Source organism: Rhodoferax sp. GW822-FHT04A08 (assembly GCF_058801025.1).
This window is the reverse complement of the sequence record NZ_JBXAMW010000015.1, coordinates 1-17,248: the sequence shown is the minus strand read 5'-3', so window position 1 is coordinate 17,248 and position 17,248 is coordinate 1. Positions and strand designations below refer to the sequence as shown.

The window sequence follows — 17,248 nt, the reverse complement described above, 5'->3', positions numbered from 1 at the left end:
TGGCACGACTCCCAGTAGCTGTAGCTTGCATGAGTAGCCAGCTCAGCGCTCCTGCCGACCATGCGATCAACCACTGAAGCACTGCAGGAGTTGGGCCATAGACAATTGGATTGAGCCAAGGCAAGGCCAATAGTCCAGTAACCAAGAACGAAATGCTTAGAGTCCGAATTTTTATGGCATTTTCCGCATGGGAGTTGTACTTCACGTTTGCGATCTTCCCGTGTGATGTCATCAAACATTTTATCTAAATGGTGGATGTAGACATGGCTCTCGGCTTAAGATCAAGGAAAACACACCTTTCAGTTGTATCGCGTTAGCATCTTCTTTTATAGCGGCACGCACCCACATCACAATTCAATGCCAATGACCGTCTTCACACGATCAAGAATATTTACATCCTTTGGAGAAGACTCTCTACGTATCTTACGTATTATTTCCATAATTGGCGCCTTGTCTCTCGTTGTATTTGTTGGCGTTACGCAGCAAGTATCCAATGACTTCTGGTTGCAAGCAAAAATTGGCGAAATGGTACTTTCAAACCATTCAATCCCTGCAACCTTATATTTCCCTTTTACTGAAATTCGCGACTCTCCGTTCAATTCACATGAGTGGCTGGCATCCGTACTTTTCTATCTGAATGTACATTTTTTAGGCGAATCCAGTCTGCCATTTGTAAGTGGCGGCATCGAGTGCCTTCTCTTCATATTGGTAGTGTGGCTCGCCTACAAGAAGAGCGGCGGCAATCTACCTTTGTCTTTGGCATTTGGGCTACTTGCCATCGCTGCGGAGAATTATCGCCACATTTTACGCCCCGAATTACTGTCTTTGCTTTGTCTTGTAGTCTGCCTAAACTGTCTTCGTCAGATGCAAGAAAAATACTCAAGACCGAGCTTTTTTGTTTACTGCATTAGTACTTTGGTTTGGGCCAATACGCATGGCTCCGTAATTCTTGCTCCAATATTGGTAGCCGCTGTTACTATTGGCGAATGGTTGGACATGCGGTTTAGACGAATGAAGCATCTGCCGGGAACTGGTTTTTCCACCTACTTCTCATTGTTAGCGTTTACCTTTCTTTGCACCCTTATTACCCCTTCAGGAGCAGATCTTTGGCGCTTTGTGATTGACTTCTCCCAATCTTCCAGCGCAAAGAGTCTGATCATTGAGTGGATCCCTACGTTAGACCGCCGTGTTCGGAGTATCTGGGGGGTTTGGATTGGATTAACAGTCATGTGCATAGGTGTATTTTTTATGTGGCGCTCCCGAAAGCAGCTGCGTTTTAGCGATGTATTCATTTTCTTTATATTCGCCACATTGGGAATTAAGGCAGTAAGATTTCTTGTCTACATTGGGATTGCTTTAGCTTATTCAGCTTCTTATTCCAAATCGACTTCCATGTCTTCTCAGCTTCGCAACTTTGCAGCTCTTGCTTCAATGATTGTGGGAATGTGGTGCCTTGTTGCCAAATTCGGAAATGCCTATGGCGTCTATCCTTTTACGCCCCCCGATGAACAGTCACTTTCACCCTTAATGATCAGGAGTTTGTCGAATCCTCAATTGCAGGGAAATGTTTTCGTTTCCTACGATTTAGGTGCTGAGCTAATATATAGGTCTTATCCTCGATTGAAGCCTTCAATTGACTCCCGAGTTGACTCTTATGGCGATGCGTACTTTTGGATGCACGAAGCACTCTTGTCCGATCGTTCTCTCATGAGGGCATTCCTAAATAAGTACGCCGTTCGTTTTGTTTTGGTTGATGGTAAAGATTATGACTCTCTCTTAAAGAAGAAGACCCTAATACCATCAGAGTGGCGCACTATCTCAGAGGATTACAAGGCTATTTTATTAGAAAGAATTTCTGTCGATGTTCCCCGGTAATTCATCCACGAATTTTCTTTCTTTCTGGCGAGTTTGCGCGACGACTTTGGTGGCCATATGCGTTCTATATGTAAGCATTGTGCCCATAGGTGGCAATGATTTCTGGCTACAAGCGAAGATCGGCGAACTTATTGTTCATGAACACGTCATACCAGCTACTCTGCTATTCCCCTTTACCGAGATTTCCGCTGCTAAATTCAATTCTCATGAATGGTTGGCTTCTGTGGTGTTTTATTTTTTGCTTGATTTTTTAGGCGAGGACTTGCTGCCTTTGTTTATTGGGCTTCTCGGCCTATTCCTGTTTGCACTTTTGACTCGTCTCGCATATCTAAGGGGAGGACATAACTTTGCTGTCGCCATTATTTGCGGTTCAATGTCTATGCTTGCAGAAAACTATCGTCACGAGCTTAGACCAGAATTGCTCTCCCTATTGCTTATGGCGATTTTTTGGAATGTATTGGAAGATTTTCGACGTCTTCCGAATGTATCCAAAGCCCCGCTGATGATGCTGACAATGATCTTTTGGGCGAATTGTCATGGATCATTTGTGCTGGGGCCTATTCTTGTTGCTCTATATGCTTTCGGTCACTATCTGGATGATATTCGAAACACAGATTTTGCATCCCTTTATCAAAGCCAGCTTACACGCCGTCTGTTCATATTGATAGTAGCTATGTTAACTTGCTGTCTTATTAACCCATATGGCTGGAAACTGATTCGATTCGTCTTTTCTTTCAGCAGCAACGTTGACTCTCCAACATATCTGACAGAGTGGATTCCAACATTTGATCATCGACTGTATTCGCTACGAGGTTTTTGGTTTGCTCTTATCGTCTGGTTGGCTTTGTCTGTCATATTGTTTGCCAATATTCGTCGTTCGTCTTCCACAGATATTCTTGTTTATATTGCCTTTAGCATACTGGCTGCTAAGGCCATTCGTTTTCCAGTCTATCTAGGCATGGCGTTTGCGTATATTTGCCCGTCATATTTGAATTCACGAATTTGCAGTTCCGCCAGGGTGACACGTTGTTTACAAGTAATGTGCGTATTGGTCCTTGGCATCATTTGTACTGCATCATTGTATGGAAATGCTGCAGGAAGAAGGCCATACTACTATGACGATCCAACTAAACTCACACAGAAGATGATAAGTGCTATATCGTACCCCTTGGTTCGTGGCAACGTGCTAAACAGCATGGAACTTGGAGCTGAACTAATCTACAGAGCCTATCCCCGTTTAAGACCTGCAATTGACTCTAGACTTGATTCCTACGGGACAGAATACGTCAACTACATTTATTCTTTGCTGAAAGACGATGCAGCGTTCAATGCATTTGTCACACGGTATGACGTCCGATACGTACTAGTCGATGGGGGAAAGTACAATGACTTTATCAGTCTGATGAGTTGGAAACAGGGAAGATGGCGGATCTACTGCATGGACCATAAGGCTGTACTGTTTCAAAGGTCTGATATCTCTATAGAAAGCCATTAACCCCAGCGATCTATATTTTGTTTGGTTAACAATCCAGTATTTCACACAGATGCATGTCAATATAAAAACATACCAGACGTCGGTATATTCCATAGCAGCTACGACTTCAATAGTTATCTGCGTTCTTTATGCCAGTACAGTTCGTCTTTCTGGAATTGATTTTTGGTTGCAAGCAAAAATCGGTGAACTGATAGCGATCAATCACTCCATTCCCAGCACGCTACTATTCCCCTTCACTGAGATTGCCACTGAGCATTTTAACGCTCATGAGTGGTTAACATCTTTGTTGTTTTACTTCTCTCTTTCACATTTAGGAGAGGACGTAATGCCATTCATGATTGGAGGCTTGGGATTGACTCTATTTATTTCCGCAACTCAGCTGGCCTATGCTCGTAGCAACGGGGATTATCCCATTGCCTTGCTCTGCGGATTTTTGGCAGTGCTCGCTGAAAATTATCGGCATGTATTGCGTCCTGAGCTTCCAACTTTAATTCTATTTACTTGGCTGCTTTATACACTTCAATCATTTGCCAATAGACCGCAATTAAAACACTATGTTATATGCGCTCTGATAATGATAGTGTGGGCCAATTCACACGGCTCCTTTATTTTGGGCCCCATAGTGACCGCCATCCTTGCTGCAGGAAGACTTTTTGACAGAAAACTAGGGAAACGCGAACTAAATAATGCAGCGACAGTTCAACAACTGTCAATGCTGCTTGTTACTGTTTCCGCCGCTTGCCTTATCAATCCATTTGGCATTGATCTAATTTATTTTGCTTTCTCTTTTAGCGCCGATGCCGACGCCACCCGTACCCTTACAGAATGGATGCCTACATTCTCTCCGGTCATGTTTCATATACCGGGTTTTTGGATTGGATTATTTGTGTGGTTTTTGACTTTATTCTTTATGTTTTATGGGCGCAATAGGATTGGATTTTCCGAGGTTGGGTTATTTTTAGCCTTCTCCATTCTTGCCGTCAAAGCTATCCGATTTCCTGTTTATCTCGGAATTGTAGCGGCCTATATTATCCCCACTTGCACCTATTCAAAAAGATGTAGCAAACGCCAAGAACGCCTCATTTATGTGCTTTGCATCGCGATTGGCATAATCACTTTATTCTTGGCCAATCGGTTTGGGAATGCTTCTAAGAATGGGATTTATAACAGCCTTGATAGGTTTAAATTTACCATTCCGATGGTTCAAGCCATTAAGAATCCTAAAATACATGGGAACGTATTGAATACCATGGAGCTGGGGGCTGAACTTATCTATCTGGCCTACCCAAGATTGAAACCAGCTATTGATTGTAGAGTTGATTCATACAATGTCGAATATAACAGCTTCATTTCTACACTTTTCATAGATAATAAATTGCTGGATGAATTTGTTAATCGGTACGATGTTCGCTACATCCTGATGGATACAGGGGTCTTCCAAAAGTTTAACGTGGCGAATCCTAATGCTGTTAATAAATGGACGGTTTACTTCTCTGATCATCGTGCCGTAATGCTGCAGCGGAAAGACATTGAAAGCTAGATTTAGTACGCTATCTCACTGCAGTGGCCAAGGCATTAAATTTTCTGCTCCATATTTCTGAATTGCCGCCTCCCATTTTTCTTCCGCATATGAACATTGCGTCACTGCAATTTTTTCACAAATTTGCTTCAACCAAAATCTGGCATTATCTGCATTTCCGCTTAACCCGTAATTCAATGCAATCTTGAACATGATATATGCTCCCGGCGTAAGCCGCACTACGCGCTCCATGTAAATAAAGTCTTCAGGATTGTTATGTTTATTAGCTTCACTACGTGAAAAACGCAGATGTTCTTTCAATTGTGTCAATACCAATGCATTTGGCGGCTCTCTTTTTTGATCCGTAAGATACCCTCTACTTTCAAAGCGAAGTGCATAGTAGCTCTTTTCAATTAGGAAATAGTCCTTTACTGTCAGCGCGATCATGGCAATCGCTATGCAAATTGCCGAAATGGCAAAGATACTACGCACCTCAAAAACCGGTTTTGCAAATACTTGTCTCTGGACTGCTCCTAATACCAGTCCTAATGGAAGTAAGAAGTACATATAGTAAAGTGGGAACTCAACCAACGAGCGCGTGGCAAAAACGATTGACATCATTTGAGCATGCCACATCATGCCATCTCCTTTTTTTTTCATTAGCTTTATAAAATACCATATTAATAAAAATGAGAATATAATTGCTAACGGATAACCCATCCACAATACACAATCTAGAAATATATTGTGTGATTGATTAAACAATCCCTTTTCAACTCCGAGCGCATCATCAAAAACGAAATTTGTCTTTATTGTCTGGCCCCATCCATATCCCCACCATGGACTAAGAAAGCTTGCTGAAAGCATCATTTTCCAAACGTTTATGCGCCCAAACAGTGATGCACTTGTGTACTGCGCCATCTCCTGATTTTGCGTCTCCAGCAGCACCCTCTGTATTATTGGCATTGTCACAACAAACATCACAAACACTGCAAATAACGCCATAACTGCTCGTCTGGAAATTACGACTCCATTTCTGCGTGGGCTATATAGAGCAAATCCCGTCAATATAGCAACATTAATCCATCCGGCTCTGGACCCAGTTAGCGACACCCCCCATATCATGAATATGGAAAAAATAAATGCGGTCCTAACATAATTCCTATTCTGGTTCACTATCCACGATATGCCAACAAGGGACATTAAATACAAATCCGCTAGCAAGTTTGGCTGCGCTATATTCGCAAATGGTCGCTGAACATTTGGCACGTTCATTATTAATGGATTTTCCGCCATCATACCCATCCATTGATACATCTGTATGGGCAATGATATGGCTGCTGCCAGCATAAACGCGTAGGAGAGGTAATTTAGTAACTGCCCGGGCTTTTGCCTTTGCCAAGCATCACCAACGTGTAGCATAAGCAAGAAACCAAATAGATACACTATATCTAGCCAAAGAATACCAAAAAATTCAATTACTCCATATGCGAATTGCATTACGCATATCAATATTGCCATCAATATTGTTAGGTTAGACTTGTATATCCTAATGGACTCTCGCGACTGTAGCACTACCCATATGCACGGAATTATTAATGTTACGCATGCCACTGCTTCTGCGTGGAATGAACTCCATGGGGCATAGTGATTTGGCAATAAATAGGCCAACGAAAGCGCAGCTGACATCACAGCAAGCCAAAATGAACTAATTTTTAATTCCATTTTTGGGTTCGCTATTTTTAGACATAAAAAAAGGGGGTTGCCCCCCTTTTTTGCGTACGTTCAAAAGGAGCCTACTTGCAGCTGGACGGCGCCCATTTAGTGTTGCTTGACTTGCATGACCACGAAACAACAGCGCCGCCAGAAACACTACCAGCCAACGATACGATAAAGTCATCCGCAGCAAGGATTGATCCTGTGATTGTGATGACAGGCCCGGTGTCATTAATGTTTCCAGCAGTTGCCCTCTGGGTCGGTGTGAACGGGCAAGCTGCAGCTAGACCACTAGCACTACCAATGGTGCTGACGGACTCAGTCACGCAGGTACGCAACCCGCTGGCGGCCAAAATAATTTCTGACGACTTCGCACGGTTTGTGTAGTCTTGGTACGCAGGCAATGCCACCGCAGCCAAAATACCGATAATCGCTACCACGATCATCAATTCGATCAGGGTGAAACCCTTTTGCATAGAACGCTTCATATTCAGCTCCTTGGTTGAAAGTACAGGAGCCTACGTACCAGCAGGTTCCATGCCACACATTCTAGCTACGGTTTGATGTCATTTGTCTAAACATTTTGACCAAATGGGTCAGGATTCCCCCTGATGTGTGACAAAAACCGAACGCAGTCGACATTTTTGTCACATACCCCTGTTCACTTGATACAGACCTGTCGGACCATCTTTAGATCGGTCAGCCCCATCATGACTTTCTCCATACCGTCCATCTTGAGGGTACGCATACCACCCTCCACCGAGGCAGCAAACAGCTCCGCCACGCGGGCTCTTTCCTGGATCAGCTTTTTCACGCCATCGTCGGCCACCAGAAGTTCGTGCAGCCCCACACGCCCTTTGTAACCCGTGTTGTTGCACTTATCGCATCCTACGGCCCGGTACAGCTTGATGCTGCCGTTCTCTCCGTATGTTTGCTGCCATTGGTCAACCATCTTCTTGCTTTCGCCGGCATAGTCCAAGGTCCAGGCTTTGGAGTGACGCAACTCTTCGGCATATTCCGCTGCAAACAGGCGCATCTCCTCGGCGTCGGGTACGTAGGCCTGCTTGCAGTCACACAATCGCTTGGCCAAGCGCTGCGCCAGAATGCCCAGCAGGGCATCCGCGAAGTTGAACGGATCCATGCCCATGTCCATCAGACGGGTGATGGATTCGGGCGCTGAATTGGTGTGCAGGGTGGAGAACACCAAGTGCCCTGTCAGCGAGGCCTCCACGCCCATGGAAACGGTTTCCTTGTCACGCGACTCACCCACCATGATGATGTCTGGATCGGCCCGCAGAAAGGCCCGCATGATCAATGCGAAATCGATGCCTGCCTTCTTGTTGATCTGCACCTGGCGCAAACCCTTTTGCGTAATTTCGACTGGATCCTCTGCCGTCCATATCTTGGTATCGGGCGTATTGAGAAACTTCAGTATGGAGTGCAGCGTCGTTGTCTTGCCGGAGCCGGTAGGTCCGCAGACATAAAACAGTCCATAGGGTTTGCTGACCGTGGCTTCCAGCCGCGCCTTGTTGTGCGGGGTGAGGCCCAGCTTGTCCAGCGGGATCGGTTCGCCAGCCGCGAGGATACGCATGACTACGTCTTCCACCCCGCCAGCAGAAGGGATAGTGGCAACGCGCAGCTCGATGTCCAGAGGTCCGTATTTCTTGAACTTGATCTTGCCGTCTTGCGGTTTGCGGCGCTCGGAGATGTCCAGCTCGCACATGATCTTCAACCGGGTCACCATGGCCTGGCGGAAATGCGCTGGAACCTCGATGTAGGGAATCAGGCTGCCGTCAATACGAAAGCGGATACCGGTCTTGAGTTTGCCCGGCATGGGCTCGATGTGGATGTCCGATGCCTTCTGGTTATAGGCATCCACAATGACCTTGTTTACGAACTTGACCAGCTCGTTGTCTGCCGCAGCGGACTCCAGGGAATCTTCGTTGAGTCCGTCGTCTACCGGACCGCCATCCATATCGGCCAGCAATTGGTCGATGGACGTACTGTCAATGGCGGCGCCAAATAACTGGGCCAGCGTCTGGTCAAAATCAAAATGGGTGGTGACGCGATAGGCAAACTTGGTGATGCGCGGAAACACCTGCGGCACCACCCTGGAGCCTCGCACGGCCTCAGGGTCACGGCACATGATGACCAACCCTTCGGGCGACTCTTCCAGCGGTATCCAGCCCTGCTCCTCAACGAACTCACGCTTGAGAATGCCATGCAATGCCTCGGACCGGATGCGCCCGGCATTGAAGGGCTCGTAGGGAACACCAAAAAACTTCGACAACGCCGAACCGATCTGTGCGGGCTTGAGTTTGAAATTGTTGATGAGCACCTGCTCGATCGGCATTTCTTCCATGCGAGCATCGTGCACGCTCTGACTCAATTCCTCTTGCGTCAGCAGCCCGTCGGTGACCAGTCCATCAAATTTGGTTGCCTTGCGCCGTGGGCCTTCGTCCGACTTCAGTGCACGTTGGCGTATGGCCGTCGCGAGCGTCTTGCAAACCTCCGAGACGCCGTCCAACTCCAGCGCACCAAAAGGCTCATCACTCTTGTTGTTGATCACCTGCAGTACGCCATGCAGGACGTCGCCCTCCAGAATGGGTGCCACCAGCATCTGGCGCGTGCGATATCCCGAACGCCTGTCGACCTCTTTCAGAAAGGTCAGCGCCGGGTGAATGCGCTTGAGCGCTTCATCGTCATACACATCCGGCAAATTCAGCGCCTTCTTGCTGAAGGCCACATAACCTGCAAGGCTCTGGGGAGAGATCGGCAATTTAAGGTCACGGCTGCTGTTGAGTCCAGTCTTGATCTTGGAGACGATGGCCGTGTGATCCTCATTGACCGCATACAGCGTCAGACGGTCCGCGTTGAGCAATTTGCAGATGTCCTGGCTGGTTTCCAGCATGATCTGCTCCACGTTGACCGTGTCGTGGATGCGCGCCGTCACCTGATGCAGCTGCCGATAGAACAGCGCTTCAAAAGTCATGCCCCGCTTTTGCGATGGCAGTTTTTGCGATTCGTAAAAGGCCTGCTCTGCAGAACCTTCCGGACCAGAAGCAGGTAGCACTGCACTCATAGATCAAACTCTTGGCCAGCCCGAAGCCAGCGGATATCGTGGGTGACGTGGGCGCCGAACGGCATGGTCTGATCAAACTGCTGAATCTCAGACATGATCATTTCTGTTTCCGTCGGCTTGGTGTGCGTAATGTAGATGGGAAAGCGCTTGTCCTTGGCTATGCAATCGAGTTCTTCGGCCAAGGATTCGGGCGACAGATGCAAGCTACGTCTGGCGAGATCCTTCTCCCGATTGCTGAATGCGGTTTCGATGACCAGCATGGCGACACGCAACTGGTTCAGGCGAAACCAAAATGCCTCGTTACGTTCAGTGTCACCGGTAAAGACCCAGCACCCGTCACCGGACGTAATGGCGTAGCCAACTGCCGGTACCGTGTGCAAGGCCGGCATGACCTCTACCACCTTGTTGGTGAATTGCATGGTCTGGCCGGTGGTGATCTCGTAAAAGCGGACGAACGGGTTTTCCGGCGTGGGAATGCGACTGAAGTCGGGCCAAATCACATCGTTGAACACATGCGCCTTCAGGGCGGCGATGGTTCCCGCCAAGGCATATACCTTCAGCGGCTCCTTGCGCCGCGAGGCCACGGTGTCGAGCATCAGCGGCAACGCCGCAATGTGATCCAGGTGGGAATGGGTCAACAAAACGCTGTCCACCTGACTCATCTCTTCGATGGTGAGATCTCCCACCCCGGTACCGGCATCCACCAGCAGGTCCTTGTCAATCAAGAAAGACGTGGTTCTGCAGTCTTTGGCGATGGCGCCGGAGCAGCCGAGAACACGTACTTTCACGGTGTTGACCTCATTTGGTTTCGAAATTGGTTGCGCCATCCCAGGTGGGATCAAAGGGCAGCAAACGCATGGAGGCCACTCGCTCAGCATAGAGCTGGTAGAGGTAGGTTTTGGGACTGGCCCGCATCAGTTCGCCCAGCAACAGTTCCGCCTGATTCCAGTCCTGCGCCCGATAGGCAGCCAGGAAGACGCCCCAGGTCTTGAGTTCGCGTGCTGCCTCTTCGGACAAGCCCCCCTTCACCGCTAGCGGCCTGAAGATGGACACAGCCTGCGCCTTCCCCTTGACGCGAACACTGTCAAGTTCTTCCCACTCGAAATCAGGAGCCAGCTTGCGGGTAGATTCGCTCACCACAACTTCAACGCCATAGGCCTTGGAAAGGCCTTCCAGACGGGAACCCAGATTGACCGAATCGCCAATGACGGTATAGGCGCGCCGGATATTGGAGCCCATGTCTCCCACGCACATGGGGCCGGTATTCAACCCAATGCCAATACCGATTTCGGGCAGACCCTTGGTGCGATGCTCCGCATTGATGTCCTGTACCGCATAAGTCATCTCAATGGCCGACTTCACCGCCAAGGAAGCATGGTTGGGCGTCTCCACGGGCGCACCCCAGAAGGCCATCACGCAATCCCCCATGTATTTGTCGATGGTCCCCTTGTTGTTGCGGATCAGGGTGGTCAGATTGCTGAAGAGACCCGTCAGCAGCTCCTGCAGCTGGGTTGGCTCCATGTTCTCGGACATCTTGGTAAAGCCGCGCATGTCGCAGAACATCACGGTCAGTTCACGGTTGGCCGCCTTCATGGAATAGGCGTCCGGGTCCTTGATCATTTCGTCCACCAATTCGGGCGGCACATAGGTGCCGAACAAATTGGCCAGTTCACGCTTGGTGCGGCTTTCCACAAAGTAGCCGTAGCTCATGTTGAGCGCAAACGCTGTCAAAGCCATCGATACCGAAGATGCCAACGGCAACACCAGGCCGTAGGAGCCATACAGCCAAAAATTCAAGCCCACAAGTGATGCCGTTACCAACACACTCAAACCAACCGCCTGCAGGGCCGGTAACAAAGGCAGCGCCAGCGCCAGAATCAATCCCGCAAGAATCAGGGTGAGTACTTCATACCCCAATTCGTAATCCGGCCGCAGCAGCGCGTTTCCGTCCAACAGTCCGGAGATCAGGTTGGCATGGGTTTCCACACCCGGATAGGCCTCGCTCATGGGTGTCACGCGCAAATCAAGCAAACCCGGCGCTGTCGTGCCGACCAGCACGATCTTGTCACGCAGAGTTCCTGGCGCGAGACGCTTAGCGAGGATGTCCGCCGCTGAGATGTACTTGAAAGACCCGCCATCCGGACCGCCCCGTCCGCGAAATGGCACCAGCGTTGCCACCCGGAAGTCCACGGGGATGGCTAGACTTTTGTCGCCCTGCTTGAGCAGCACCCTGTCCATTCCCTGGTATGCGTGCGACAGGTACTGCTCGTTGGAGAAGCCGGGCGCCACAGTCGGAGAGCCTGCCATCATGCGGAACATGCCCAACGCCAATGACTCGTAGTACTGTCCTTTGTACTCAGCCAGCAAGGGCAGTGAACGCACTACGCCATCAGAATCGGTGATGGAATTGAAAAACCCCGCCACGGGAGCCGCCTTGGCCAATACCTCCAGATTGGAGCCGTATCCAGTCCATGACGTAGAGCGAATCATGCGCCCCTGCAACGCGTCGGCACGAATGACCGGCTCAGGCAAGACCCCACTGACACGTTCCTTGGCATCGCTATTGAGGTAGTAGCCAAGAACCACCGGGCGGTTTTCCAGCGCCTTGGCAAACTGGCCGTCGTAGTCCAACGCCGGGCGCAAGCTGCGCAGGCGCTCGGCAAAGGCGGGCTGATCCTTGAGCTCTCCGCTGGCCAGCGCATTGAGCTGGGGCAAACCGGAGCTGCCGTCCGGCTCCGCAAAGACTACGTCGAACCCAACAATGGCAATCTGTTGCTGGTCAAACAATTCGTTGACCAGTTGGGCCATGCGGTTGCGCCCCCACGGCCAGCGCCCCACCTCCGCCAGGCTCTTCTCGTCGATGTCGACGATGACAATCCGGTCATCCAGCGTTTTGGGGGCGGTGGCCGTCAACCGGGCGTCATAAATAATGTCATCCAAGCGCTTGAGCACACCCAGGGGCATCACCCCTACCGCATGCATCAGCGCGATCACCAGCGGCAGCAGGGTTACTGCAATGCGGGGCCAGTGCTTGGATAAGGAGCGCATGTCAGGCGGTTGTACATGTCATAAGCTGAACTGTCCCGATTCCGAATCGGCGTGCTTCAGGTCTGGACAAACTGCATTTGCGTACCCGCCAGTTCAATCACATCGCCATTCTTCAGGGGCACCGGATCTGCCGTTATCGGCAAGCCGTTGAGGGTAGGACTCCCCCCACCTTCCACATGGTGGACGACGTAGCCGTGATGACGTTTGGTAATGGCCGCAACAGCCACCGCCGGCTTACCAATGGTTGTCACCACTTTGGTAAGCGGAACCTGGCGCCCGGCGGCAGCCCCGGACAGCACCTTGATGGATGCTGCCGCAAGGGAGACCGCAGGAGCCTCCGCAACCGGAGCGGCAGCGGCCGGCGTGGGCACCGGAGCAGGTGCCGCAGGACGGGGGGTACGTACCACCATGGTCTTGTCGAAGTTGTCGGCAGCGGCATCTCCCACAAATTTGATCTTGTACTTGCCAACTTCAATGGAATCGCCATTTTGCAAAACCTGCTTCTTGATGGCCTTGCCGTTGACGTACGTTCCATTGGTGCTGTTGAGGTCCTCCAAAGTGACCTCCGAGCCGTGCATCAAGATGACAGCATGCTCACCACTGACGGCAAGGTTATCAATCACAACGTCGTTGTAAGGCCTGCGCCCCAGGGTGGTTCTGTCCTTGGTCAGCTGCACTTCCTTGATGACAACCTCGTCAATTGACACGATCATCTTCGGCACGATCGGCTCCTTTTCCTGTAATTTGATTCTGGAAAACTAAACATGCACTATTTCCCGAGCAATCTTGCAATTAAACCCCGCTTTTCGGCGGCTTCACTGACTTCAACCATTAAAACGGAAATATTGTCGCGCCCGCCATTTTCGTTGGCGGTATCCACCAGCATCTGCGCCTTTTGCTCCAGCCCCGAATCGGAGGAAACAATTTTAGCGATGGCTCCATCGCTCACCATATCGGACAGCCCGTCCGAGCACATCAGATAGATATCCCCCGCCTCAACAGGGTATTCGCTCACCTCCAGCATGACCGTGTCCTCCACGCCCAGCGCGCGGGTGACCAGATTCTTGATGGTGGAGTGCTGCGCCTGCTCGGGTGTGACCAAGCCAGCATCCAACTGCTCCTGCAACAAAGAGTGGTCGCGTGTGATCTGCTCCAGCCGGTTGGCACGCAGTCGGTAGCAACGCGAATCTCCGATATGTCCCAACACCAAGCCATCGTCGCGAAAGGCGCCAACCACCAGCGTGGTTCCCATCCCAGCATATTGGGCATTGGCGGTCGCGGCATTCAGAATCGAGGTGTTGGCGCTGTCCACGCAGATTTCCATGGCCCGGCGCACATCCTTGGCACGTGCATTGGCACCAGCTTCTGCCAGCCACCGACTGAGTTCGGACTTGATGAAGGCAGTTGCCATGCCGCTGGCCACTTCACCGGCGTTGTAGCCCCCCATGCCATCGGCCAATACCGCAACACGGCTTTCTTCATCAATGGAGACGGAGTCCTCATTGTTGTCTCGGGCACGGCCGGTATCGGTTTTTGCGCAAAATTTGTAAATCATTACCGTCTTTATATTTCAATATCCGCACTGTCATCCGTCCGTGCAATGCCAGCCGGCATGGTCGGGACAGTCACTTCAAACGCCTCGGTCTTCTCCATGCCAGATCCGCTACGACTTTCGGCAGCAGCAGGGACCGAGGCAGAGCTTGTCAGGCCCGCATCCACAGAACGCAAATCTGCCGCGAATTGCTCACCCGTCTGATACCGCGTTTCAGGCCGCTTGCTCAGTGCCAGCGCCACCACATTGGCCAATCCTTCAGAGAGTTCTGGCCGAATCGTGCGGATATCGGCAGCTTCCTCGTTGGCAATCTTGTACATCAGCTCGGACATGGATTCACCGCGAAACGGCAACACGCCCGACAGCAACTGGTACAGCATAACGCCCAGCGAATACAGATCCGAGCGGCCATCCACCTTTTTTCCGGCCAATTGCTCCGGCGACATGAAGCTGGGTGTACCCAGCACCAGGCCGGTCTTGGTCTTGCTGGAGTCGGTGATGCGCGCAATGCCAAAATCCGTCACCTTCACCGAATCACTCTGGCCCTCGTACATGATGTTCGCCGGCTTGATGTCCCGATGCACCACGTTCTGGCGATGTGCGTACGCCAGCGCCTCCGCCACCCGCGCCACAATGCTCAGGACGGTTGGCACCGGCAACAGCTGGTCGCGCTTGCAGTGATCGGTCAGGTCCCGCCCTTTGAGGAACTCCATGGCGATATAGGCCAAGTCGTGTTCTTCGCCCGCATCAAAGATGGTGACGATGTTCTGGTGCTGCAGCCGTCCAGCCGTCTCCGCCTCGCGGAAAAACCGCTCCCGCGCATCGATCAGCTCGTCGCCCGAGAACTCCTGGCTGAGTGCCATCGTCTTGATGGCAACCACACGGCCGATCTTGGGATCCTTGCCCAGATAGACCACGCCCATCGCTCCTTTGCCCAGCTCTTTTTCGACCTGGTAACGCCCGAGCATGGGCTTCTCTACGGCTCCGCCGTCCAGTAGCATGGTGCCGCCCGGGTGTGCGTTGCCGCCGCCCAGGATGACGGTTTCCGACAGATTCTTGGCGCGGTTGAGCTTGGCCTTGATGTCCTTGTAGTCCGGATCAAAGGCCGCCATGTGTTCGTACACGGCCTCGGCCTTGTTGAACTGGCGCTTGCGCTCAAAGTCCAGCGCCAGGCTGTAGAGATTGCCCATCACCGCCTCGCCCATGGGCACGCGGCGAAAACGGTCGAACGCCATGTCCAACTGCCCTTGGCCCTGCAGTGCCAACCCCATCATGCGATTGGTCTCGGCAGACTCCTCATCCGATTTCACCTTGCCCGCCTCGGTCATGAGGAAGCGCTTGGTGGTCAGCGCCAGATGCCCCAGCAGCAGCGCCATGGCGGGAAACACCAGCTTGACCCAGGTCGCAGATACAGACAGTAAGCTGAATTCCGTCACCAGCAGGATGACGAATACGGCGAGCGTCAGACCGGCCGCCTTGCCCGCAGACAGTCTTGGCAATGCCCCGATCACATAGGCAGCAATCAGGACAAACGCCGCCAATGAAGCCCAGTGGCTCCAGGATGGCAGCACGATGAAGTGCTCGTTCAATATGCTGGAGGTGATGTGCGCGACGGTTTCGGCGGGTGACAGGGCCGGATTGCCCGGCACGGGAAACTGCACGCCAACGCCAGCGGCAGTCGCTCCGATGATGACGATCTTGTCGGTGTATTTGCTGGCCGGAATCTTGCCGGTCAGCACGTCGTAAAACGAATCCACAGAAAACGCGGGTCGGCCGTCCCGTCCCCGGTAAAACTGGGGCAGCATCAATGCGGAGTCATCGGTACGTACCTGCAGTTTGCCAATTTGCACGGACTCACCCGGGTGCAACTTAACATCTCCCACATTGAGATTGAGGCTCTTGAGCGCTGCCAGCAGGGAGATGGACGGAATGTCCTTGCCGTAGTAATTCACCAGCAATGGCTCGCTGCGCACCGCGCCGTCCACATCCACAAACTGATTCAGGTGGCCAATGCCTGAAGCCACATTGCCCAGCAGTTCAATGGGTTGTTGGCCGCGCACAGCACTGACGGAAAAACCATTCACGTCGTCCAACGCACTCTTGAGCGCGTACGGTGGCAAGGGATTGTCGGGTTTGCCTTGCTGTTCACCCAGTGTGAATACAGAAGGAATCAGCACATTGCCCGCCTTTTCCAGACTAGCTGCCAGTATTGCATCCGTGTCCAAGGCGGTTTCAGCTTCCGTGATCAGGTTGCTGACGGATTCATTGGCAGCGCCGGTCTCCCCACCCGCTGCCAGCGCTTCCTTCATCTTGCGGATGAACACCAGGCCGCGATCCACCTGCGGCTCAAAAAAGAATGCGGTGTGCACCACCGTCTTGGCCTTGGCGGCCGCAAGCTGGTCGATCAGCTTTGCGTGGATATCGCGCGGCCAGGGCCAGCGCCCCAGGTTGGCAATGCTCTGGTCGTCAATGGCGATGACGGCGATGCGGTCCGAAGGCTGACGGGAAGTTGTTGTGCTGGCCACATCGTAGAAACGCCGCTCCAGAGTGCCAATGAGGTCGGTGGACAGGTGCAAAGCCACCGTCGCCAATACGACGAGCACGCCAGCGAACCAGTCGGCGCGCCAGAAAGAGCCTGCTCCCGCTTTTGAAGACTTTGCCAATTACCACCCCTCACACGTTTGCAGAACCGCCCCCGCCCGGACATGGTTTGGGCGTGGCCATTTATGTAGTGACCCCGCAGTCTACGTTATCAGAGGCCCGGCGTACCGACAATAGCCTGCTCAGGCAGTCGCACAGGCTTTAGGGATGGAAGGTCTGCCATCCAGACGGATGGCGCAACCTTTGGCACACCCCAGAAACACAAATGCCCAGGCACAGGCCTGGGCATCGTGTGGGACCGAGGCCACAAACCCCGCGTCACAAAGACGTAACGCTTACAGCAAAGCCCTGAGCAGCTTA

General features: G+C 51.7%; 11 protein-coding genes. 3 read left to right on the top strand and 8 right to left on the bottom strand.

All coding sequences use genetic code 11. The annotated features are described in order from the left end of the window. Positions 1-450: 450 nt before the first annotated feature. From AC1RMF_RS21590 to AC1RMF_RS21580, 3 genes are read left to right on the top strand one after another with little or no spacing between them, the layout of a single operon-like run. Complete coding sequence (locus tag AC1RMF_RS21590; RefSeq protein ID WP_493144237.1) at positions 451-1,875, top strand: hypothetical protein; 1,425 nt, start codon at positions 451-453, stop codon at positions 1,873-1,875. Further along, positions 1,862-3,370, top strand: a complete 1,509-nt coding sequence (locus AC1RMF_RS21585; protein WP_493144235.1) for a hypothetical protein — start codon at positions 1,862-1,864, stop codon at positions 3,368-3,370. Before AC1RMF_RS21590 ends, AC1RMF_RS21585 begins: the two co-directional genes overlap by 14 nt. A 49-nt stretch (positions 3,371-3,419) precedes the next feature. Beyond that, positions 3,420-4,910, top strand: coding sequence for a hypothetical protein (locus AC1RMF_RS21580; RefSeq protein WP_493144233.1), 1,491 nt, complete (start codon positions 3,420-3,422; stop codon positions 4,908-4,910). A 15-nt stretch (positions 4,911-4,925) separates the two neighbouring features. Here AC1RMF_RS21580 and AC1RMF_RS21575 read toward each other — a convergent pair whose 3' ends face one another. The 8 genes from AC1RMF_RS21575 to AC1RMF_RS21540 form a co-directional block, all read right to left on the bottom strand. Beyond that, complete coding sequence (locus tag AC1RMF_RS21575) at positions 4,926-6,389, bottom strand: PglL family O-oligosaccharyltransferase (protein WP_493144231.1); 1,464 nt, start codon at positions 6,387-6,389, stop codon at positions 4,926-4,928. Between the two features lie 296 nt (positions 6,390-6,685). Then, on the bottom strand, positions 6,686-7,093 hold the full coding sequence (locus AC1RMF_RS21570) for a pilin (RefSeq protein ID WP_493144230.1): 408 nt from the start codon (positions 7,091-7,093) through the stop codon (positions 6,686-6,688). A gap of 173 nt (positions 7,094-7,266) precedes the next feature. Then, positions 7,267-9,687, bottom strand: coding sequence for a GspE/PulE family protein (locus tag AC1RMF_RS21565; RefSeq protein ID WP_493144229.1), 2,421 nt, complete (start codon positions 9,685-9,687; stop codon positions 7,267-7,269). Then, complete coding sequence (locus tag AC1RMF_RS21560; protein ID WP_493144345.1) at positions 9,684-10,475, bottom strand: 3',5'-cyclic-nucleotide phosphodiesterase; 792 nt, start codon at positions 10,473-10,475, stop codon at positions 9,684-9,686. The genes AC1RMF_RS21565 and AC1RMF_RS21560 overlap by 4 nt, the downstream gene beginning before the upstream one ends. Positions 10,476-10,485: 10 nt before the next feature. Then, on the bottom strand, positions 10,486-12,735 hold the full coding sequence (locus AC1RMF_RS21555; protein ID WP_493144227.1) for a CHASE2 domain-containing protein: 2,250 nt from the start codon (positions 12,733-12,735) through the stop codon (positions 10,486-10,488). A 56-nt stretch (positions 12,736-12,791) separates the two neighbouring features. Further along, positions 12,792-13,457, bottom strand: coding sequence for an FHA domain-containing protein (locus AC1RMF_RS21550; RefSeq protein WP_493144226.1), 666 nt, complete (start codon positions 13,455-13,457; stop codon positions 12,792-12,794). A 47-nt stretch (positions 13,458-13,504) separates the two neighbouring features. Continuing rightward, positions 13,505-14,290 (bottom strand): Stp1/IreP family PP2C-type Ser/Thr phosphatase, encoded by a 786-nt coding sequence (locus AC1RMF_RS21545; RefSeq protein WP_342620298.1) that lies wholly within the window; start codon positions 14,288-14,290, stop codon positions 13,505-13,507. 8 nt (positions 14,291-14,298) lie between these two features. Continuing rightward, positions 14,299-16,950: a CHASE2 domain-containing serine/threonine-protein kinase gene (locus tag AC1RMF_RS21540; protein WP_342620297.1), complete on the bottom strand. Its 2,652-nt coding sequence runs from the start codon at positions 16,948-16,950 to the stop codon at positions 14,299-14,301. Positions 16,951-17,248 lie beyond the last annotated feature (298 nt).

Excerpts from the sequence above, each read along its gene's own strand:
- AC1RMF_RS21580 (WP_493144233.1), top strand. The coding sequence starts at position 3,420 with ATGCATGTCAATATAAAAACATACCAGACGTCGGTATATTCCATAGCA.
- AC1RMF_RS21545 (WP_342620298.1), bottom strand. The coding sequence starts at position 14,290 with ATGATTTACAAATTTTGCGCAAAAACCGATACCGGCCGTGCCCGAGAC.
- AC1RMF_RS21575 (WP_493144231.1), bottom strand. The coding sequence starts at position 6,389 with ATGCAATTCGCATATGGAGTAATTGAATTTTTTGGTATTCTTTGGCTA.
- AC1RMF_RS21555 (WP_493144227.1), bottom strand. The coding sequence starts at position 12,735 with ATGCGCTCCTTATCCAAGCACTGGCCCCGCATTGCAGTAACCCTGCTG.
- AC1RMF_RS21570 (WP_493144230.1), bottom strand. The coding sequence starts at position 7,093 with ATGAAGCGTTCTATGCAAAAGGGTTTCACCCTGATCGAATTGATGATC.
- AC1RMF_RS21585 (WP_493144235.1), top strand. The coding sequence starts at position 1,862 with ATGTTCCCCGGTAATTCATCCACGAATTTTCTTTCTTTCTGGCGAGTT.
- AC1RMF_RS21565 (WP_493144229.1), bottom strand. The coding sequence starts at position 9,687 with ATGAGTGCAGTGCTACCTGCTTCTGGTCCGGAAGGTTCTGCAGAGCAG.